Source organism: Escherichia sp. 20412-1 (assembly GCF_003027595.1).
GTDB classification, from domain to species: domain Bacteria; phylum Pseudomonadota; class Gammaproteobacteria; order Enterobacterales; family Enterobacteriaceae; genus Escherichia; species Escherichia marmotae.
Genome location: NZ_PYQM01000052.1, coordinates 1 through 21,293, shown reverse-complemented (window position 1 = coordinate 21,293; position 21,293 = coordinate 1). Strand labels below are relative to the sequence as shown.

Below are 21,293 nucleotides of genomic sequence, written 5' to 3'. Positions count from 1 at the left end.
AACGGGATACCAGATCAAGGGCCTGTCCAATGTGCATAAAAAAATCCGGAAACGAGTGAGCGTTTCCGGATTCTTACACAGCCACTGGATCGGTCAACTGATCCTTAACTGATCGGCATTACAGCCCTGGCTGCCATTTATCCCATTGCCATAGCGAGCCGTCCGGGCGTTTGAGTAAATAGCCTTTCTCTTGTAACTCCTTAAAGACTGGAGATTTCTGCCCAATATAGGGGTTAATCCAGACGCAGATTTTCAGCCCTTTTGCTTTCAGGCGGCGGATCATGCCTTCCGGGTCCGGAAAGGTCAGCGGATCCCACTCAAAATCGCACCATTGGAAGGCTTTCATCCAGAAACAGTCAAAGTGGAAAACATGCAGCGGCAGATTGCGTTCCGCCATACCGTCGATAAAACTGTTAACCGTCGCTTCGTCGTAGTTAGTGGTAAATGAAGTGGTTAACCACAGACCGAAGGACCACGCGGGCGGCAGCGCCGGACGGCCGGTAAAACGGGTATAACGATCAAGTACCGCTTTCGGCGTCGGGCCGTCGATAACAAAGTATTCGAGGTATTCACTCTCCACGCTGAACTGCACTTTGGAGACTTTCTCCGATCCCACTTCAAAAGAGACGCATTGGGGATGATTGACCAGTACACCATAACCACGGTTAGTCATGTAGAACGGGATATTTTTATACGCCTGTTCAGTACTTGTGCCGCCATCCCGGTTCCAGGTTTCTACCGTCTGACCATTGCGCACCAGGGCAGTAAAACGCTCTCCCAGCCCGTAAACCGTTTCACCGACGCCAAGATCCAGCCGCTCAAACATATAATTTCGTTGATTATTAGTGTCCTGCACATAGCCATTATTTTTCACCTGGCTACCGGTAATACGTTCGCCATTACGCAGAAAATCCAGTGACCAGAATTCACCTTTACTGACACGCGCGCTTAAGTTGCCACTTTTAAACTCAGCGTAACTTTCTGTGTTTTCGATTGTGACATTCGCGTCCTGCAAAATATTGAGCGGATAATGAGGGCCGTTCTCCAGCGCCCCCTGAAAATGCTCAATCCGTACACCGACAATACCTTCCTGTGGGGAGAAAAAACGCAGCGTAAATAAAGGCGTGTCAAGCTGCCAGGTACGTTCACGCACATCACGGGGGGCAGCATAGACCACCATTTCATTACCCTGCTGTTCAACCTCGAACACCTGAAGCGGGTGAATCAAATTGAGGCCAGGTTGAATCAACCAGTTTCCGTCGCTAATTTTCATTGCCGTTCCTTAGTTCTGCACTTCTTGAGAGGTGAATTGCTGCTGGCAACGGCGTTTGCCCTGAGCCAACTGTTCCATAACGGTTTTCAGATTGTGCGTTGTGAGAGAGTAGTAGCGTTTAGCGACAATCGCGCTCAGCAAATAACAGATCGCCGGAACAATCGTGAATAGCGCGATAATGATGCTAATTGTGGCGCTGTTCTGCGCTTTTTCTGCTGCATCATATCCACCGTAAGCCAGCATCCATCCGATAAGTGCGCCTCCGAAGGCCAACCCCAGTTTGAGCACAAACAGCGTGCCAGCAAAACTGATCCCGGTGAGTCGTTTACCATTACACCACTCGCCGTAGTCAACGGTATCGGACATCATTACCCACTGGATAGGTGTCACCAGTTGATGCAACACACCAATCACGAAGATGAAGACAAACATGGTGATGCTGGCCTGCATGGGAACGAAGAACATCGCGAGGCTAATCACGGCCAGCAGGGCGTTCGTCCACCAGAAGACAGAGACTTTACATTTCCAGTCGGTCAGTGGTTTTGCCAGTGCGGAACCAATCAGGTTACCCACGCAATAAGTGGTGAGAAAAGCGACAAACACTTCCGGCGTACCCAGAATCCACGTGACGTAATACATCATCGCCCCACCACGTACACACACCGCCAGAATATTAAAAATGGTGAGAATACCGACAATACGCCACTGGTCGTTTTGCCAGATATCACGTAAATCTTCCCGCATAGGCGTCGTCGTAGGTGGCGCTTCAACGCGTTCTTTAGTGGTGAAGAAACAGAAAGCCAGCATCATAAATGCCACCACGGAAAGCACCGCGATGCCGCCCTGGAAACCGAGTGGTTTATTATCACCACCAATTAAATTAACCAGCGGCATCATCAGCACAGTGGAGAGCATGCCTCCCGCGGTCGCCAGCACAAAACGCCAGGATTGCAGCGAGATACGCTGAGTCGGGTCATTGGTAATTACACCACCCAATGCGCAGTAAGGGATATTGACGACGGTATAAAGTAAGGTAAGTAGGGTATAAGTAATTGCTGCATAGATCATTTTACCGTTCATACTGAGATCTGGCGTGCTATATGCCAGTACACAGACCACACCAAATGGCAGTGCGCCAAACAGTACCCACGGTCGAAATTTACCCCAGCGAGAGCGCGTTCGATCGGCCAGCAACCCCATGCAAGGATCGGAAATCGCATCCAGTGCACGAGCGACCAAAAACATGGTTCCGACAAATCCGGCAGGAATACCAAAAATATCGGTGTAAAAGAACATCATATATAACATTACGTTATCGAAGATAATGTGGCTGGCGGCATCTCCCATGCCATAACCAATTTTCTCTTTAACGGACAACACTTCACTCTTCATCTGCTTTTCCTTGATGCTATGGGGGTGCTGAGACCGATAAAGAGTTTTGTAAACCATCCCTGCCAGAGTGAATATTCCGATATCTGGTTATTAATTTATGATTCTTGTTTTATGTGATCGTGGTAGCGATAAACCTACCCATATATCATTGGAATATATGATATTTATGTTAATTATAATGGGTTAGTGATAAAGCTTTGCGCATATTGCCCGGAAAAAAATGAACCAGGGGATGTAGAAACTCAAGGAAGTAGCTATAATGCGCCCCGCCTCCATGTAGCAATCGAGGCGCGGAAGATCGTCGTCTCCGGTGAGGCGGCTGGACTTCAAATCCAGTTGGGGCCGCCAGCGGTCCCGGGCAGGTTCGACTCCTGTGATCTTCCGCCAATTTGCCTCTTCTGAACTCTCCCGACATTCACAAAACCTCTTCTATTTCCTTATATACCTGGCTTTATTTGTATCCTGTGACCCGTCCTGAATAGCGTTATTTTTGGGGTATCAAGTTAGTTACTGGCGCACATCCCCCTGGATGATGGATTCGTCAAAAGCCGGAGGATGTCATGGCACTCGATTACCAGAAAGGCAGTGGGCATATCACATTCAAGCGGCTGGATCTGGTGGGTAAGATGAATGACATGGTGGCGAAGCACTATCCGTCAGCGTTATCAGCAAAATAACACTGTTCATATGCGGTTCTCTGGCATACTACGTGAGTTATAGCATTGCGGATTTGATTCTAACGGAGGCGGCATGTCAGACAAAGACTTAACCCAGTCCCCAGAAGGCGAATTTATTATGTTTGCCAGCGGTGACGGAGAAGTGCGTGTTGAATGTCGCTTTGAACAAGAAACACTCTGGCTCCCTCAGGCAACCATCGCAAACCTTTATCAGATCACTCCTCAGGCCGTCACGCAGCACATTAAAGCGATCTATGAAGAAGGCGAACTTGACCAAAACGCAACCTGTAAGTCTTACTTACAAGTTCAACAGGAAGGTAACCGCCAGGTAAGTCGCAACAAGCTACATTACAGCCTGCCTGTAATACTCGCTGTTGGCTATCGCGTTCGCTCGCCTCGCGGCACTCAATTCCGTCAGTGGGCAACGCAGACGCTTCAGGAATACCTGATCAAAGGTTTTGTGATGGACGATGAGCGACTGAAGAATCCCCCTGTCGGTTCATCGGTTGTGCCCGACTATTTTGATGAGATGCTCGAACGTATCCGCGATATTCGCGCCAGCGAGCGCCGGGTATATTTGCGGGTGCGGGAGATCTTTGCATTAGCTGCTGACTATCAGCCTTCGTTAAAAGAAACCACGCAATTTTTTCAAACCATCCAGAACAAACTGCATTTTGCCTGTACCGGGCATACCGCTGCTGAACTCATTCATCTGCGTGCCGATGCCAGCCAGCCGCATATGGGGCTGACCAGCTATAAAGGTGAAGAGGTGCGTAAGAGCGACGTGACGGTGGCAAAAAATTATCTCACCCAGGATGAAGTCAGCAAGCTTAATCGCGTGGTTAACATGTGGCTGGACTTTGCCGAGGATCAGGCCCGTCGTCGTCAGCAGGTCTTTTTGCGCGACTGGCAGGATAAGCTGGATCAGTTCCTGCAATTTAATGACCGTGAGGTTCTACACGGCGCGGGTAAAATCAGTAAGAAAATGGCCGATGAAAAAGCGCAGACGGAGTATGTTCAGTTTGCCAAACAACAACGGTGCTTAAAAGAGGCCGAAGGCGAGAAGGATATTGCCGCTTTGCTACAGTGGAATAAAGAGTCGAAAAAGTAGCTCAGAATGCCCCCAACTCCATATGCAAAACCATTTGGGGATACTTATGGGGGTTACTCATTTATCCAATTCAAAATATGAATATTAAATCAATAAATTAACCATCAAATACGACCCCGATAATCTTCCGCCAATTTGCCTCTTCTGAACTCTCCCGACATTCACAAAACCTCTTCTATTTCCTTATATACCAGGTTTTATTTGTATCCTGAGGTCAACCGACTTCAACCTGCGGCACGTTATTTTTGGGGGGTCATTGGGGGTATCTTACCTGACTGATCTGGCCGCAATCACCGGGAAATCCTGTTCCCCGATGCTGCTTCATATCGACCTGGCTTTACCTGCGCTAATGAAACAACGGGAGCTGAAGCTGGCATTCCCTGGGATTTCTGGCTTACTACTGCGCCTGTTTTTCAACAAATCAACAGCAAGCAGGAGAGATCGTCCCCGGTATTGATCATGTCGATCGCTTTATCCATCCGCTGATTGATAATTGGCGAATGCAAGGTTTTCTCAGCAAGGCTCGCCACAATCTTCAGCACCGTTGCCTCATCTGGAGTGACTTCCAGCGATATCACACTCAGCAAATGCTTTGTGTAGAAATAGTCGAGGATCAAACGGTAAACCTGGCGCATAACCGTTGAGAAATCATCCTCAGGAAAATGGCTGTGGTAAATTTTGTAGGTCAGTAAATTGCGCAATACATGCGGAGCGCTGAGGATAGATTCCTGGCAAAGCTGCTGCCACTGCTTGTCCAGAACTGCAAACTTGTCAGCCAGAACCTGCCTATCCGGGCTGTTTGCTACGTCTAAATACACTGCCATCTTTCGATGCGCATCAGCAATAATACGATCCCTGCTGCTCTTATTCGCGACAAGCGAACCCAATACCGTCAGCGCACGCACCTTCAATCCCACCGACTCAGTAGGCGTTGATTGACTCATCAGGCTAATACCTGCCGCCAGCTCGCTTAATAACTCCTGATGGTACTGTTCAGCCTGCACAAAATAGCGGTGCAGATCGAACTCAATGCGCTGTAGGTAAACCATAAACTGTGCCAGCGCCATCAGATTCTCTTCAACGTTCAACGATGGCGACTGCAGGAGGTGCCAGGCAAAGAGATGCACAATCTGGTGGATCTGATTAACCGGCTGCCTGGCAGTGAAGGGGGTTTTCGCCTTCGCCAACAGCTCATCCTGTTCGTGCACTAACATGCTGTCGGCATCAAACAATACCAGTCGGGCTACTTCTGGACATGAGAGCACCATCGAATGGCGAGTTGTATCCGCGTAGTGCCTTTTGTTACGTGGATAAGTAGAACAGGTTTCTGAAAGCGCTTCTTCTCCCAGATCGCGATGAACCAGGCAGAGTTTATTTTCATCGAGAAACGGACACTGCCCCTGCGCGTCCAGTTTGATTATCGAATAGCGGCTTTTACCATTTCGCACCCGTAATAGATTCTCTTTCGCCAACTGGGCAATTTTCGGGTGTTGTTCGTTGAGGTAAGTATGATGGGTTTTCTTGTCGATGTGTATATTCCATCCCTGACAGCAGGAAATCAGGCAGTTGGGACCGACGCAGGAAAACTTCTTCACAAACTCGGGGGTTATTACTTTATGGATTTGCATAGCATTCTTCGCGTTTAAAAAGCGAACAGTAGCACGCTGTCAAAAAAAAGTGATAACGCCATAACATGACAGTTTAACAAGCATTTCACTGGTTTTATAAATATGCCTTGCACGAACACGGCCATCCTCGCCATTTTTGCTATCATGCCTGCAACATAAACGACAAAACAGTATGCAGAGGAAAATATGAGTTCCACCAGAAAGGGAATGCTGAACGTTCTAATTGCCGCCGTTTTGTGGGGGAGTTCAGGGGTCTGCGCACAATACATCATGGAGCAAAGCCAGATGTCATCGCAGTTTCTTACCATGACGCGACTGATATTTGCCGGGTTTATTCTGCTGACACTCTCATTTGTCCACGGCGATAAAGTCTTCTCAATCATTAGAAATCATAAAGATGCCATCAGCCTGCTGATTTTTTCCATCGTTGGCGCGCTGACCGTCCAGCTTACTTTCTTACTGACCATCGAAAAATCCAATGCCGCTACAGCAACGGTGCTGCAATTTTTATCACCAACGATTATCGTGGCCTGGTTCTCACTAGTACGTAAATCACGCCCCGGCATTCTGGTATTTACCGCGATTTTGACCTCTCTCGTGGGCACCTTTTTGTTGGTCACCCACGGTAATCCGACATCGTTATCGATCTCTCCTGCCGCGCTGTTCTGGGGGATAGCTTCAGCCTTCGCTGCCGCATTCTATACAACATACCCCTCAACGCTCATTGCCCGTTACGGCACGCTGCCCGTCGTTGGCTGGAGTATGCTCATTGGTGGTCTGATCCTGCTACCTTTTTATGCCGGGCAAGGAACAAATTTCGTGGTTAATGGCAGCCTGATCCTGGCGTTTTTCTATCTGGTGGTAATTGGAACTTCACTGACCTTTAGTCTGTATTTGAAGGGCGCACAGTTAATTGGCGGGCCGAAAGCCAGCATTTTGAGTTGCGCAGAACCGTTAAGTAGCGCGCTGCTTTCTTTGCTGTTACTGGGGATCACCTTCACATTACCAGACTGGTTAGGGACACTATTGATTCTTTCATCAGTAATATTAATTTCTGTAGATTCCCGCCGCCGCGCCAGAAAAATTTAACTATCCAGCGCGGTACGGTTGATGATTACCAGCCCGGCACCGCGCCACCGTTAAAGATAGTTTCTGCCGCTTTAGCCACTTCCGGTGATTGATAAGATTGCAAAAATTCCTTCACATTTTCTGCATCCTTATTATCTGCCCGCGCCACCAGAATATTCACATACGGCGAATTTTTATCTTCAATAAAAACGCTGTCATGCACCGGGGAAAGCCCGGTTTGCTGAATATAAGTCGTGCTGATAATTGCCACATCCACTTTCGGATCATCCAGCACTCGCGGTAATTGTGCCCCTTCCAGCTCCATTATCTGCAAATGGCGCGGGTTCCCGGTAATATCCAGCGCCGTTGGCAGTAAACCTTTTCCCTCTTGCAGGGTGATCAGTTTCTCTTTTTGCAGCAGTAACAGCGCACGCCCCAGATTGGTCGGATCATTCGGAATTGCTACTGTCGCCCCATCTTCTAGCTGATCGACCGTTTTGATTTTTTTCGAATAACCAGCCATCGGGAAGACAAAGGTATTTCCCACCGCCACCAGCTTGTAACCATGAGCCTGATTATCCTGTTCAAGGAAAGGGCGATGCTGGAAAACGTTGGCATCCAGTTCACCATGATTTGTTGCATCATTAGGCAGCAATGAGCCACTAAATCCTACCAGTTCAACCTCAAGGCCATACTTCTCTTTGGCCACTTTTTTAGCGACTTCCGCCACATCCTGTTCAGCACCGTTAATTACGCCAACTTTAATGTGTTTTGTATCGCTGCTTTGCTGGTCGCAGCCTGCCAGCAAGATCCCCGCCAGTAATAATGCAGCCCCTGTCCGTAGATGATGTGTTGTCAGTTTCATTTTTTATCCTTTTATTAATGATTACCTGACTATAGCGGTAAGGTCGCTGCGGTTTAAAAAACGAAACGCTATCGATAAGAATAAAAAGGAATAAAAGAGGCATATAAGGTCTGGCACTTCTTACTGACTACACAAGCGCGTTTCGTACAGCATGATGAGAGCGAATAAAGCAAACTACACTTATGCTTTATTCGATGCGCATTTGTAAGAGGTTGAATCCATGAAATCAACGACACTACTGCTTATTTTCACCGTTTTTACTGTGCCAGATATCGTATACGCCGAGTCACCTTTTAGCTCATTACAATCCGCAAAAGAGAAAAATACGGTATTGCAGGATTTGCGGAAGATTTGCACCCCACAGGCTTCATTGTCAGATGAAGCATGGGAAAAGTTAATGTTGTCAGATGAAGGCAATAAACAACACATACGCGAAGCCATCGTGGCGATGGAGCGTAATAATCAGAATAACTACTGGGAAGCGTTGGGTCGGGTAGAATGCCCGGATATGTAAGAGTGGCAATGACCTCTGACTAACGCCTCTTTAACCTGACATCAGGATTTCTTCATTTTCACCTTTGCGGTAACCAACAGTGCGGTAAGCAACATCAACGTACCGGACAATATTAACGGCGAAGTCAGGCCAATGTTATCCAACGCATAACCGCCGATTGCCGCGCCACAGGTATTGGCAAGCTGAATAACGGCCACCTGAATAGACCCGGCTTTTTCTGCTTGATCAGCCAGTGAGCGGGTGATCCACGTTGACCAGCCAACGGGAATTAAAGCAAAGGTCAGCCCCCAGATAATCGCCACGCCGGTAGCAACAATTTTATCGCTTCCCCACAACACCAGTATCAGCGCGCTAAAGGCGAGCACTAACGGTGCGCCCGCTAAGGCCAGTTTTACCGAACGTTTAAGAATGATCGACGAAAGCGATGTACCGACAAAGCTGGCGAGACCAAAACTCAGCAGTACCAGCGTTAAGCCATCTACGCCGAATCCCGCCAGATTCATATACACAGGGCGAATATAAGTGAAGAAAGCGAATTGCCCCGCAAAGGACATAAAGATAGCGATCATCCCGGCCATCACCCCCGGACGCTGCAACAGGCGGAAGGTATTTTGCTTCTGATGTGACGGTTCGCCAGGCAGTGAGGGCAATGATTTAATAATCCAGAAAATACACAGAACGCCCATCACTGCCGCCGCGTTAAAGACATTGCGCCAGCCGATAAGCTCGCCTAAAAAGCTGCCTAACGGCGCGGCAATCACCAGCGCGATAGAAACGGCACCGAAGATCACCGACAGAGCCTTCGGCACCATTCGAGGCGGCACCAGCCGCATGGTCAGCGACGCTGACATTGCCCAGAACCCACCCAGCGCCAGTCCCAGACAAGCGCGGCCGATTAACAACATCCTGAAGGAACTGGCAAAGGAAACCAGCAAGCAAGAGAGCGTCAGCAAAACGGCAAACAAAATAACAACGTAGCGACGGTCAGTGGCCTGAATTGTCTGGGTAATAAACAAACTGGCAAACATCGCTACAAAGGCGGTAACAGTCACCGATTGTCCGGCAACCCCTTCCGAAATACCTAAATCCTGAGCCATTGGCGTCAATAAACTGACAGGCAAAAACTCAACGATAATCAGGCAAGCGACGCAAAACGCCACCGAGAAAACGGCTGACCAGTTCGGTCGGCTGATGGCACCCGCGCCGCGGTTTTCTGTAATAAATTCACTCATGGTGTTACTCGAGGCATGTTTCAGGGGAAAAGCCGACCACTTTAACATTGAAATGTGTGATGCATTTAACGTTTTTGCAACTTTTACGGTGTCGCATGAGGTAGGGGTAAGATTGAAACGGAACAAGACAAAGATTGCCGGATGCGGCGTGAACGCCTTATCCGTACTCGGTCTGTAGGCCTGATAAGACGCGCCAGCGTCGCATCAGGCAAAGCGGTTTTAATGCAGCCAGTGAACGCCCTCAGTAGGCTGAAAAAACGCGTTATAGCGCATCTGGAAAGCGGTAATTTCCTGCATTTCAGGCTCTGTCTCTCGTAGAAAACCCAGCGCCAGCCTCACCTGTGCATCGGTAATGGGTGCGGCGAGACGGGCTTTTTGCAAAATTCGATGCCACTGATGCAGGTTCTGTTCACTGCCATCGACAATGACAATTTGCCAGATGAGCAACACCTGCGCGGCGTTTTGCAAGTGCGACTCATCCGGGCGATGCAGATAACGTAAAAATTCGTCACCGGCTAATTTTCCCATCTGATCGACCATCGATTCAACAGGCACCACATCAATATTCAGCCGATCGCTCAGGCGGCGAATCGCTTTTCTGGCCCCGGATGTCAGCACCCGAAAACCAACCACAAACACCACCGCCAGCGTGGCAAGCATTATCCAGATCATGAGTTCTCCTGCGTAAACGGCACTCATGATATCTGGAAACACTTATCAGATACTAATCCACCAGGATGATTTTCAACGCAAATAGCGCCGCTACCACCACCACACACAGGTTCAGATCGCGCCAGCGCCCGGTGCACACTTTCATGATGCAGTACGACATAAAGCCCAGCGCGATACCTTCAGTAATTGAAAAGGTAAAAGGCATCATTACCGTGGTAATAAATGCGGGCACCGATTCGGTAAAATCATCCCAGTTAACGCGCGCCAGACTTGAAGTCATCAACACACCAACAAAGATTAACGCCCCGGCGGTTGCGTAAGGAGGAACCATCGCCACCAGCGGCGAGAAAAACATAACCAGCAGGAACATAACGCCGACCACTACCGCAGTCAGCCCCGTGCGACCACCGACCGCCACACCAGAAGTACTTTCAATATAGGCGGTAACAGAAGAGGTGCCGATAAACGCGCCAGCCACCGAACTGACGCTATCGACATACAGCGCCTTATTCATATTCGGGAATTTACCGTGACTATCTATTAAGCCAGCTTTATCAGTTACGCCAATTAATGTTCCTGATGAATCAAATAGGTTGATCAACATAAAGGAGAAAATGATACCGGCCAGTTCAAGCGACAATGCTCCGCTCAAATCAACTTCACCAATAACACCACTAATATCAGGTGGAATGGAATAGATGCCGCTAAAATGAACATCACCAAAAAATAATCCACAGCAGGAAGTAACAACAATAGAAACCAACACCGCGGCGTGAAAATTACGTGATGACAACACGGTTATAATAAAAAAACCTAAAATACCCAACAACACACCATGAGAACTTAAATCACCAATCATCACCAGCGTATCTTTATTGGCGACAATAACACCGGTGTTTTTTAATCCCATTAAGGCAATAAATAACCCGATGCCACTGGTGATACCAATACGTAAACTTAACGGAATGTTAGATATCATCCAGTAACGTATACGAAAAAGCGTGAGCAAAAATAGCCCTATTGCGCCCCAGAATATAGCGCCCATACCGGTCTGCCAGGAGATGCCCATTGCCCCCACCACCACAAACGCAAAGAAGGCATTCAGCCCCATTGCTGGAGCCAGCGCTACGGGTAAGTTAGCAAATATCCCCATCGCAATGCTGCCGATACCGGCAATCAGACAGGTGGTGACAAACACCACTTTCGGATCCATTTGCGCCGCACCGAGAATTTGCGGGTTAACGAAAACGATGTACACCATGGTTAAAAAAGTGGTCATCCCTGCAATCAATTCTGTGCGGACGGTGGTCCCATGTTGCGGCAGTTTAAATAATCGCGAAAGCGTCCCTGATTCATTACTCACGTAATCGGTATTGTCATTATTCATTTTTTTGTCCATTGAAGGAGATTTAATTCCTTGCTTTTGTAAAACAAATGACAACAACGGTTCAGTGATAATTATCACATTTCAATTGCACATTAATGGATATTCTTTAATAATCTCGCGACGTTTCTTTATGATAAATAATAATCAAACTGATAAAATCAAAATGAGAAAAACATGAATAATTCTATTAGCCATAAATTTCATCACATTAGTCGGGGCGAATACCAGGAATTGTTAGCCGTATCCCGTGGAGAAGCCGTTGCCGATTATATTATTGATAATGTCTCTATTCTGGATCTGATCAATGGCGGAGAAATTTCCGGCCCGATTGTGATTAAAGGGCGTTACATTGCCGGTGTTGGCGCAGAATACGCCGACGCTCCGGCTTTGCATCGAATTGATGCTAACGGCGCAACGGCAGTGCCGGGGTTTATTGATGCTCACCTGCATATTGAATCCAGCATGATGACGCCAGTCACCTTTGAAACCGCCACCCTGCCGCGTGGCCTGACAACCGTCATTTGCGACCCTCATGAAATCGTCAACGTCATGGGTGAAGCCGGATTCGCCTGGTTTGCCCGCTGCGCTGAACAGGCAAGGCAGAATCAGTATTTGCAGGTCAGTTCTTGCGTTCCCGCCCTGGAAGGCTGCGATGTAAACGGTGCCAGTTTTACCCTCGAACAGATGCTCACCTGGCAGGATCATCCGCAGGTTACCGGTCTGGCCGAGATGATGGACTATCCAGGCGTGATTAGCGGCCAAAATGCGCTACTCGATAAACTGGACGCGTTTCGCCATCTGACGCTGGACGGTCACTGTCCCGGTTTGGGTGGTAAAGAACTTAACGCTTATATTGCTGCGGGTATTGAAAACTGCCACGAAAGTTATCTGCTGGAAGAAGGTCGCCGGAAATTACAACTCGGTATGTCGTTGATGATCCGCGAAGGGTCCGCCGCCCGCAATCTCAATGCACTGGCACCGTTGATCAACGAATTTAACAGCCCGCAATGCATGCTCTGTACCGATGACCGTAACCCGTGGGAAATTGCCCATGAAGGGCATATCGACGCCTTAATCCGCCGCCTGATCGAACAACACAATGTGCCGCTGCATGTGGCATATCGTGTAGCCAGTTGGTCGACGGCGCGTCATTTTGGTCTTAATCATCTCGGTTTACTGGCACCAGGCAAACAGGCCGATATCGTTCTGCTAAGTGACGCGCGTAAGGTCACAGTACAACAGGTACTGGTGAAAGGCGAACCGATTGACGCACAAACCTTACAGGCACAAGAGTCGGTAAGACTGGCGCAATCTGCCCCGCCGTATGGCAATACCATTGCCCGCCAGCCAGTTTCCGCCAGCGACTTTGCGCTGCAATTTACTCCCGGAAAACGCTATCGTGTCATTGACGTTATTCATAACGAACTGATTACGCACTCCCGCTCCTGCGTTTACAGCGAAAACGGTTTTGATCGCGATGATGTGTGCTTTATTGCCGTGCTTGAGCGCTACGGGCAACGACTGGCTCCGGCCTGTGGTTTGCTCGGCGGCTTTGGCCTGAACGAAGGCGCGATGGCGGCGACGGTCAGCCATGACAGCCATAATATTGTGGTGATCGGTCGTAGCACCGAAGAAATGGCGCTGGCGGTGAATCAGGTTATTCAGGACGGCGGTGGGCTTTGCGTAGTACGTAACGGTCAGGTACAGAGCCACCTGCCGTTGCCCATTGCCGGGCTGATGAGCACCGACACAGCGCAGTCACTGGCGGAACAAATTGACGCATTGAAAGTCGCCGCCCGTGAATGTGGTCCACTACCGGATGAACCGTTTATTCAGATGGCATTTCTTTCCCTGCCAGTGATCCCCGCGCTGAAACTGACCAGCCAGGGTTTGTTTGATGGCGAGACGTTTTCCTTCACTACGCTTGAGATCGTGGAATAAAAAAAGCCCGGCATCATGCCGGGCAAAAGTCACCAGTTACGTTTATGCCACTGTCAACTGCTGAATTTTTTTCTCGCGGCGGATTTTGCGTTCTTCCATCACCGCGACTATCGCCATCAGGCAGATACAGCCAATTGCGGCGATATCCAGCGCGGCGAAGGTTCCAGCCCAGCCGGTAAGGCCGAATACCGGAGTACCATCGGCAATCATCCCCAGACCTAACTTGGCAAAGCTGTCACCAATCAGGTAGGCGAAGGTGCCTTTAATCCCGTCGGCAGCGCCGATCGCTTTTTTCGGTACAAAGCCAACAGCCGCCACGCCAATCAACAGTTGCGGACCAAATACCAGGAAACCTAATGCAAAGAGAGAAGCCAGGTAGATATATTGATTGCTGGCGTGCTGATACACACCGAGTGTCGCGATAATCAGTGCCAGCGCGATGCAGGCCACCAGGCCACGGCGACCATTCGCCAGGTCGGAGAGCCAGCCCCACAGCAGCGTACCGACCAGTGCGCCTGCTTCAAACAGCGTAAAGCCCTGAATCGCTACCGCTTTAGAGAGTTTGAGTTCCTGGAAAGCGTAGACGGTTGACCACTGGTCGATACCAATACGCACCACGTACAGGAAGATGTTGGCGAAGCACAGCAGCCAGATCACTTTGTTTTTCAAAACATATTCGACAAAGATCTGCCACTTGGTCATATCCGTGGATTCCGTCTCTTTGTCCTCTTCGCTGATCTCTTCACCGAACAGTTCTTCGGCTTTGCCAAGACCATAAGCTTCAGGGGAGTCACTTCCGTAACGCAGACCGATAAAACCGACAATCAGTGCAATAATCGACGGGAAAATAAACATGCCAATCACGTGGCCATCGAACAGGTAATTTGCGCCGAACAGCGCCACACCCGCCGCACCCGCGCCGCCGAGGTTGTGGGAAATGTTCCAGAAACCGAGGAACGTCCCGCGCTTACGACGCGGCGTCCATTTGGTGATGGTGGAGTAACTGCACGAACCGCCGGTGCTCTGGAAAAAGCCGCTTAAGGCGTAGAAAGCAATCATCAGGAACAGGCTAACCGAGCCGCTGCCCATACTGGCGCTGAACCCCAGCATACAAATAGCTGAAAGGATCAGCATGAATGGCAGGAACTGCTTAGTATTTTTGCCGTCAGCGTAATAGGAAACCAGCGTTTTGCCCACGCCATAGGTGATGGAGAAGCCCAGTCCTATCATCCCCAACTGCGTCATGCTCAGCCCGTAGGTGGAGATCATGTCGTTCTGCGCAATGTTAAAGTTCTTACGAATCAGGTACATCGTCAGGTAGCCAATAAAGACCACCAGGTAGGATTGCATGAACGGTTTGAACCACATTTTGCGCCGCACTTCGAGCGGAAGATCCAGAGTCGGCTTGCGAACCTGGTTGAGGAAAGCCAGCATGGGTTACTCCTGAAATGAATACCTGCGTGAGGTATTCATTGTAAAAATCAGCAGCAAATCAGGCCTGGGATAGCGTCCAGGCAAAACCAGGAAAATTTCTTAGTTTTGCCGGATATGAAGTAAAAAGGTGAGATGCATCACGCTTCGCGTGGTGCCTGAGCATTCAAAAAGGGCAGTAACAGCAGCGCCGAAATCCCGGCGGCGATAGCGATAACCACAAAAAAACCGCTCCAGTGCCAGGTATCGAGCACTTTCGCCAGCGGCCAACCGGCGAGCGATGCCCCAAGATAAGCAAACAAGCCGACAAACCCCGTCGCTGCCCCTGCCGCCTCTTTGTGAGAACACTCTGCCGCTGCCATGCCGATTAACATCTGCGGGCCAAAAACAAAAAAACCAATGGTGAAAAAGCAGGTCGCCTGCATCACGTAACTGGCAAACGGCATCAGCCACAGCGAGCCGACAGAAAGCAAAATCCCCGCGGCGAATATCAAATTCATCGGCCCACGGTTACCGTTAAACAGTTTGTCCGATCCCCAGCCTGCAACCAGCGCACCGATAAATCCGCCCAGTTCAAACATGGTTACCGCGGTATTCGCCGTCACCAAATCGACGCCCAGCGTCTCGGACATGTACAAGTTGCCCCAGTCGTTAATCGCTGCACGAACCACGTAAACCAGCACGTAGCAGAACGAAAGCAGCCAGATGTATGGATTCAGCAACACATATTTGGTGAGGATCTCTTTACGTGTCAACCCCGCCCCTTCCTGTTGCTGGGCTACCTCCAGTGCGTCGTGCCGCCATTCTCCGACCGCCGGTAAACCTAACGCCTGCGGGCGGTCGCGTAGCCGCCAGCAGAGAAAAACCCCCACTATAATGGCTAAACTTCCGGCAATCATCATCCCGATACGCCAGCTATAATGCAGCGCAACTGCCGCCATCACGATGGGGATCAACGCACCGCCAACGTTATGTGCCGTATTCCACAGCGCCCACCAACCGCCACGCTCGGTACGTGAATACCAGGCAGTTAACAGACGCGCACAAACCGGCGACCCCCAGCCCTGGAAAAAGGCGTTCAACACCCAGAGCACGGCAAACGCCCATAGCGAAGTGGAAAATCCAAACAGAATGTTGATGATGCCAGTCGCGATAAGCCCAATCCCCATAAAATAACGCGCATTTGAGCGGTCGCTGACAATGCCGGAGACAAACTTCGACAAACCGTAGGTGATATAAAACAGGGTTGCTAACAGGCCAATATCGCTACGACTTAGCACGCCGGTAGCAAGGATTTCCGGCATAGCGGCGTTAAAACTTTTACGCGTGAAATAAAACAGCGCATAACCTAACCAGATGGTCAACAAAATATGCCGACGCCAGTAGCGGTAGCAGGCATCAATTTCACGTTTATCACTCATCAGCGGCGCGTCGGCAGGCGCTTTCAGAAACTGCAACATCATCAAGCCTTAGACATAACGTTGGGGGAGAGAGACACTGACGCGTGTGCCGTGCAGACAGGAGATGGTTAAGGTGCCGCCCAGCGCCGTCACGCGCTCACGCATTCCGGTGAGGCCAAAACCGTGTTGCCCTGAGTCTGGCGGCAAACCGCTACCATCGTCTTCAATCACCAGCATTAACCGCTCATCCTGCTGCCAGCCTTGCAGCGTGACCGCACTGGCATCGGCATGTTTCACAATGTTGTTCAGCCCTTCCTGGCAGACACGAAACAGCGTTACTCGCTGGTTTTCACTTAACGCCGATTCATCTATCCGCCATTCGAGATGACTGATAATACCGCGCCCCTCCAGTTCCATTTCTCGCATCAGTGAACGAATGGCCTGCTCAAGAGTGAGGTCATCCAACTGGCGTGGGCGTAACCGCCCTAACAAGCGGCGCACCGCGTCGTAAACGCCCAGCGACAGTTGTTCGATTAGCTGTCCACTCTGCTTCACACTGGCGTTATCCGCTGCCAGTCGCTGAACAATGCCCGCCTGGGTGCGAATAGCGGTGATGGTCTGGCCGATATCATCGTGCAGTTCACGCGCTACGTCGCGGCGCACGCTCTCTTCGGTTTCCAGCAAACGTTCAGCAAGATGCTGATTGCGCGCCAGTTCCTTTTGCAGCGACTGGTTAAGCTCGCGCAGTCGCTGAATACCTGCACCAAGCAACAAGCCTGTAAGGCTTTGCACCAGCAGCGAGAGCAATAAATCCACCGGATGATCATGCCATGTCTGGCTGGCAATCAACGCAATGGCGTTCATCAGCGTCGCAATCAGCGCTCCTTGCCAGCCATAGTGCCAGGCCAGGGCAATAATCGGCAGCGCCAGGCAGAATGGCGTAAAGCGCGACAGTTCGTTCGGCAGCCCCAGTTGCAACCAGAGACTGATAACAAACAGCAGCAAGTACCAGACCAGATGGCGTCCACGCCAGTTTATCGGCTGAGAAACCAGCGACGGCCCCAGCGGTAGCCAGGTGTTATTCGCCAGGTAATGCCAGAACACGAGACAAACAGGAGCCAGCGTCAGACCGCCAGTTAAGGTCAATAACAGCGCGTTCCACGACTCGTTTCCATACCTGTGCCAAAGCCAGGGCAGTGACTGTAACAACGCTGCCGCCGTCAACGCTGCTCCTTGTAACAGCAACGTGCGCCAGTCACGCTGATGGCGATAGCGAGAAATCAACGCCACGGGCAGTAACGTCAGTAAACTACCGATCATCAATAACGGAAAATGCGTTAACCCAACCGCCTGCATCAACCAGTAAATCAGCAACCATTCCGCGCCCAGCAATACGGGCCAGTATCCGCGCGGGCATTGCAACATCAGTCCCAGCCGCAAGCCAAACGGGAACAGCAGCACAGCCAGCTCCGGGCGTTCAACCAAATGCAGGCTGATACTCCACAGGCAAAACCACGCGGCAGAGAAAATAAAAAAGCAGGCAATAACGGTAATTAAGCGGGAAAAAAACGTCTTCATCACCAGCCATCAAACATGCGGCGAGCCAGTTCAACGTCGTTACTGACGCCCAGTTTTTCCATCAGATTAGCGCGATGTACGTGCACTGTTTTAGGCGACAACCCCAGTTCAGCGGCGATCTCTTTTACTGCCATCCCTTGCGCCAGCTTTTCCGCCACCTGACGTTCGCGTTTGGTCAGTGGGTCCTGGCGGCCGGATGCCAGCTTAATGGCGATGTCCGGCGTCAGATAACAGCCGCCCGTGGCAACTGTATGCACGGCGGCGATCAGCTCGTCCGGGCTACAACGTTTGGAGAGAAAACCGCGCGCGCCCGCATTAAGCGCCTGCTCAACCAGCGCCGGACTGTCATGAACGGAGAGCATAATTGTCGCCATCCCTTTTGGTAGCAGACTTAGCAACTCCAGCCCCGAAATATCCGGCATTGAGATGTCGCAAATACACACCTGCACACCGCGCCCAGGCAATCCGGCCAGCGCCTCGCGCCCCGAGCCAAACTCAGCAACTACCTGCAAATCAGGTTCCAGCCCCAGCAACTGCGCAAAGCCGGAGCGGACGATAAGGTGATCGTCTATAAGGGCAACGGTGATCATGGTCTTGTCCTGGCGGGTAAAAAAACGCGCTTACCTTAACGATAAGCGCGCCGCTGTTCAAGCCTTGAGCGGTTACTGAAAGAACACTGCAATCTTGTTAAACATGGTCGGGTCAGACTGATTACGCTGCACTTTGACCACATCTTCCAGTTTGTCGATTTGGCTTATCATCTGCTCCAGCCGCTGGTCATCATTAACCAGTAGCCAAATATGGCTTTTGTCGCTGTCCTGAATCGGCAGGCAGAGAATACCCTCGACGTTAAAGGCGCGGCGGGCAAAAAGCCCACAAACGTGGGTCATTACGCCCGGATGGTTGCGAACGGTGAGTTCCAGAATCACGTTGTCATGAGTTGTGTTTTGCATGGTTTATTCCCCCACCATTTCAGTATTCGCCGCACCTGGCGGCACCATCGGGTAAACTTTTTCTTCGGCATCAATGCGCACGTGGATCAGCGCCGGGCCAGGGCGATTAATAATTTCCTGCAACGCGGCCTGCGGATCGGCTTCGTTATTCAAATCACAGGTTTCGAGGCCGAATCCGGCGGCTATTTGCATAAAGTTGATTTTGCCCGGATAGGTGGCGGCAAAAACGCCCTGCTTGTAGAACAGGCTTTGCTGCTGATGCACCAACCCTAACGCTTCGTTGTTCATCAGAATGATTTTGACATCCAGTTGGTTTTCGCTGGCGGTGGCCATCTCCTGAATATTCATCATCAGACTGCCGTCACCGGAGAAACATAAAACTTTGCGATCCGGGTTTGCCAGCGCCGCGCCAATCGCCGCTGGCAGGCCAAAGCCCATGGTTCCCAGCCCACCGGAGGTCAGCCACTGACGAGGACGATTGAGCGGATACGCTTGTGCGGTCCACATCTGGTGCTGACCAACATCGGTCGTGATAATCGCGTTGTCATCCACACAGGCGGCAACGGCGTTGATCAGGCCGTAATGCGTTAACGGATCGCATGCTTTCGGGATAGGGCACGGGAATTCGCGTTGTAAATCAGCCACCTGTTGGTGCCACTCTGTACGCGGTTGGACTTCCACCAGTGGGATTAATTGCGACAACACATCATCAACATCCGCCTGAATCGCCACGTGCGCTTGCTTAACTTTGCCCAGCTCTGCGCGGTCGATATCAACATGAATGATTTTCGCGTTCGGGCAGAACTCCTCGGTTTTGCCTATCGCCCGATCATCAAAACGTGCACCGAGCACAATCAGCAGATCCGCCTCCTGCAAGATAAAGTTGGTGCTGCGTACACCGTGCATTCCCAGCATACCCAGCGACAGCGGATGCGCTTTTGGCAACATGCCCAGCGCCATTAAGGTCATGGTGGTGGGCAGTTGCGCTTTCTCTGCCAGTTCACGCACCCGCGCAGGCGCGTTGATCACACCGCCTCCCAGATAAAGCACCGGGCGTTTGGCTGCGTTAATCATCGCTGCCGCGTCACGAATGCTCTCTTCACTAAAGGCAGGCGCGGCGGCTTTTTCTACCGGAGCAGGTTGTTCTTCAATCTCAAAAACCGCTGTTTGCACATCCTTAGGAATGTCTATCCACACCGGGCCAGGGCGGCCTGATTGCGCAATGCGAAAGGCATCACTCATGACCTGCGGAAGTTCTTCGATATGTCTGACCAGATAGTTATGTTTGGTGATGGGGATAGAGATGCCGTAGGTATCGACTTCCTGGAAGGCGTCGGTGCCAATCATTGAGGCCGGAACCTGACCGGTGATGCAAATCAGCGGAATGGAGTCCAGCCTCGCATCGGCAATGGCAGTCACCAGATTAGTCGCTCCCGGCCCACTGCAGGCCATGCAAACCGCTGGTTTTCCGTCGGTGCGCGCCATCCCCTGGGCGATAAATCCCGCTCCTTGTTCGTGACGGGCCAGAATATGGCGGATTTGTGTACTTTGGCTTAAGGCGTCATAGACAGGGAGAATTGAGCCACCAGGGATCCCCGTCACAACCTTAATGCCCTGTTGTTCCAGGAAATAAACGATAAATTCTGCGCCAGTAAAGCGCTTACGTGTCGATGTTGTGCCCGAACTTGCCATGCTCCAGTCCTTTTCTTCTGGGCCGACTTTCCGGGGGTGCTTAAACGAAAAACCCCGCCCGGTTTGCGCCGGCGGGGTTTTGGAATCGTGTGTTGTTCCAGTCCCTACGGCGCATTGCCGACGACCACCACCACACGCACGACGACCACTGCGGCGGATGGCGCAGTTGGTAGTAGTTTTGCGTTGAGCATGGAAGTAGTCATTGGGGACCTTGTTTGTTTTGTGTTTAACAATATTTATACAAGCACAGGTTTACAGGAGAGACAATGGAAAATTTTTCATCAGGGAAAAAATGAGGGGCTGATCACGTTTTGTACTGAAACGTAAGAAGTAAAAGACCACCTCCTGAGGAGTAATGCCGATCAGTTAAGGATCAGTTGACCGATCCAGTGGCTGTGTAAGAATCCGGAAACGCTCACTCGTTTCCGGATTTTTTTATGCACATTGGACAGGCCCTTGATCTGGTATCCCGTTACGAT

The 21,293-nt window shown here is 50.6% G+C and carries 16 protein-coding genes, 1 tRNA gene and 3 pseudogenes; 6 read left to right on the top strand and 14 right to left on the bottom strand.

Going from position 1 to position 21,293, the window contains the following annotated elements; all coding sequences use genetic code 11:
- Nucleotides 1-121 precede the first annotated feature (121 nt).
- Together yicI and C7B16_RS21685 are read right to left on the bottom strand one after the other, a co-directional pair.
- Nucleotides 122-1,273: pseudogene (yicI, locus tag C7B16_RS21690) on the bottom strand (alpha-xylosidase); the annotation flags it as partial.
- 9 nt (nucleotides 1,274-1,282) lie between these two features.
- Complete coding sequence (locus C7B16_RS21685) at nucleotides 1,283-2,665, bottom strand: glycoside-pentoside-hexuronide family transporter (protein WP_000834449.1); 1,383 nt, start codon at nucleotides 2,663-2,665, stop codon at nucleotides 1,283-1,285.
- 292 nt (nucleotides 2,666-2,957) lie between these two features.
- Between C7B16_RS21685 and C7B16_RS21680 the strand changes: the two genes are divergently transcribed.
- The 3 genes and pseudogenes from C7B16_RS21680 to C7B16_RS21670 all read left to right on the top strand — a co-directional run bounded on the left by C7B16_RS21680 (nucleotide 2,958) and on the right by C7B16_RS21670 (nucleotide 4,453).
- Nucleotides 2,958-3,052: transfer RNA gene (locus tag C7B16_RS21680), tRNA-Sec, on the top strand.
- 185 nt (nucleotides 3,053-3,237) lie between these two features.
- A pseudogene (locus C7B16_RS21675) lies at nucleotides 3,238-3,342 on the top strand (DUF4942 domain-containing protein); the annotation flags it as partial.
- A gap of 73 nt (nucleotides 3,343-3,415) precedes the next feature.
- On the top strand, nucleotides 3,416-4,453 hold the full coding sequence (locus C7B16_RS21670) for a virulence RhuM family protein (RefSeq protein WP_107180134.1): 1,038 nt from the start codon (nucleotides 3,416-3,418) through the stop codon (nucleotides 4,451-4,453).
- Between the two features lie 413 nt (nucleotides 4,454-4,866).
- Here the strand turns inward: C7B16_RS21670 and fliB are convergent, their stop codons facing one another.
- Entirely contained in the window at nucleotides 4,867-6,081 is a 1,215-nt protein-coding gene (gene fliB, locus C7B16_RS21660) for a flagellin lysine-N-methylase (protein WP_107180133.1), read from the bottom strand.
- A gap of 186 nt (nucleotides 6,082-6,267) precedes the next feature.
- On the opposite strand from fliB, the pseudogene C7B16_RS21655 reads away from it, so the two are divergent.
- Nucleotides 6,268-7,192 (top strand): annotated as a pseudogene (locus C7B16_RS21655) (carboxylate/amino acid/amine transporter).
- Between the two features lie 3 nt (nucleotides 7,193-7,195).
- Here the strand turns inward: C7B16_RS21655 and nlpA are convergent.
- Nucleotides 7,196-8,014 carry a lipoprotein NlpA gene (gene nlpA / locus C7B16_RS21650; RefSeq protein ID WP_000779416.1) on the bottom strand — a complete coding sequence of 273 codons (819 nt, stop codon included), beginning with the start codon at nucleotides 8,012-8,014 and terminating at the stop codon, nucleotides 7,196-7,198.
- A gap of 220 nt (nucleotides 8,015-8,234) precedes the next feature.
- Here nlpA and yicS point away from each other — a divergent pair, with 220 nt between their 5' ends.
- A complete protein-coding gene (gene yicS / locus C7B16_RS21645; protein ID WP_000843473.1) occupies nucleotides 8,235-8,528 on the top strand; it encodes a protein YicS in 294 nt (97 codons plus the stop codon).
- Between the two features lie 41 nt (nucleotides 8,529-8,569).
- Here the strand turns inward: yicS and nepI are convergent, their stop codons facing one another.
- From nepI to adeQ, 3 genes are all read right to left on the bottom strand, one after another.
- Nucleotides 8,570-9,760: a purine ribonucleoside efflux pump NepI gene (gene nepI, locus C7B16_RS21640; protein WP_001288577.1), complete on the bottom strand. Its 1,191-nt coding sequence runs from the start codon at nucleotides 9,758-9,760 to the stop codon at nucleotides 8,570-8,572.
- 219 nt (nucleotides 9,761-9,979) lie between these two features.
- A complete protein-coding gene (locus tag C7B16_RS21630; RefSeq protein WP_001517442.1) occupies nucleotides 9,980-10,432 on the bottom strand; it encodes a DUF1198 domain-containing protein in 453 nt (150 codons plus the stop codon).
- A gap of 52 nt (nucleotides 10,433-10,484) precedes the next feature.
- Nucleotides 10,485-11,819, bottom strand: a complete 1,335-nt coding sequence (gene adeQ, locus C7B16_RS21625; protein WP_010377843.1) for an adenine permease AdeQ — start codon at nucleotides 11,817-11,819, stop codon at nucleotides 10,485-10,487.
- A gap of 174 nt (nucleotides 11,820-11,993) precedes the next feature.
- Here adeQ and adeD point away from each other — a divergent pair, with 174 nt between their 5' ends.
- Nucleotides 11,994-13,760 carry an adenine deaminase gene (gene adeD, locus C7B16_RS21620; RefSeq protein WP_107180132.1) on the top strand — a complete coding sequence of 589 codons (1,767 nt, stop codon included), beginning with the start codon at nucleotides 11,994-11,996 and terminating at the stop codon, nucleotides 13,758-13,760.
- A gap of 42 nt (nucleotides 13,761-13,802) precedes the next feature.
- Here adeD and uhpT read toward each other — a convergent pair whose 3' ends face one another.
- From uhpT to ivbL, 7 genes are all read right to left on the bottom strand, one after another.
- On the bottom strand, nucleotides 13,803-15,194 hold the full coding sequence (gene uhpT, locus C7B16_RS21615) for a hexose-6-phosphate:phosphate antiporter (RefSeq protein ID WP_000879190.1): 1,392 nt from the start codon (nucleotides 15,192-15,194) through the stop codon (nucleotides 13,803-13,805).
- Nucleotides 15,195-15,331: 137 nt separating this feature from the next.
- Nucleotides 15,332-16,651: an MFS transporter family glucose-6-phosphate receptor UhpC gene (gene uhpC / locus C7B16_RS21610; RefSeq protein ID WP_001517439.1), complete on the bottom strand. Its 1,320-nt coding sequence runs from the start codon at nucleotides 16,649-16,651 to the stop codon at nucleotides 15,332-15,334.
- Nucleotides 16,652-16,660: 9 nt separating this feature from the next.
- Nucleotides 16,661-18,169, bottom strand: a complete 1,509-nt coding sequence (gene uhpB / locus C7B16_RS21605) for a signal transduction histidine-protein kinase/phosphatase UhpB (protein ID WP_001517438.1) — start codon at nucleotides 18,167-18,169, stop codon at nucleotides 16,661-16,663.
- Entirely contained in the window at nucleotides 18,169-18,759 is a 591-nt protein-coding gene (gene uhpA / locus C7B16_RS21600) for a transcriptional regulator UhpA (RefSeq protein WP_000633662.1), read from the bottom strand. Before uhpA ends, uhpB begins: the two co-directional genes overlap by 1 nt.
- Before the next feature lie 72 nt (nucleotides 18,760-18,831).
- Nucleotides 18,832-19,122, bottom strand: a complete 291-nt coding sequence (gene ilvN, locus C7B16_RS21595; RefSeq protein ID WP_001181706.1) for an acetolactate synthase small subunit — start codon at nucleotides 19,120-19,122, stop codon at nucleotides 18,832-18,834.
- Nucleotides 19,123-19,125: 3 nt separating this feature from the next.
- Entirely contained in the window at nucleotides 19,126-20,814 is a 1,689-nt protein-coding gene (gene ilvB, locus C7B16_RS21590) for an acetolactate synthase large subunit (protein WP_038355398.1), read from the bottom strand.
- Nucleotides 20,815-20,918: 104 nt separating this feature from the next.
- Nucleotides 20,919-21,017 carry an ilvB operon leader peptide IvbL gene (gene ivbL, locus C7B16_RS21585; protein ID WP_001300753.1) on the bottom strand — a complete coding sequence of 33 codons (99 nt, stop codon included), beginning with the start codon at nucleotides 21,015-21,017 and terminating at the stop codon, nucleotides 20,919-20,921.
- Nucleotides 21,018-21,293 lie beyond the last annotated feature (276 nt).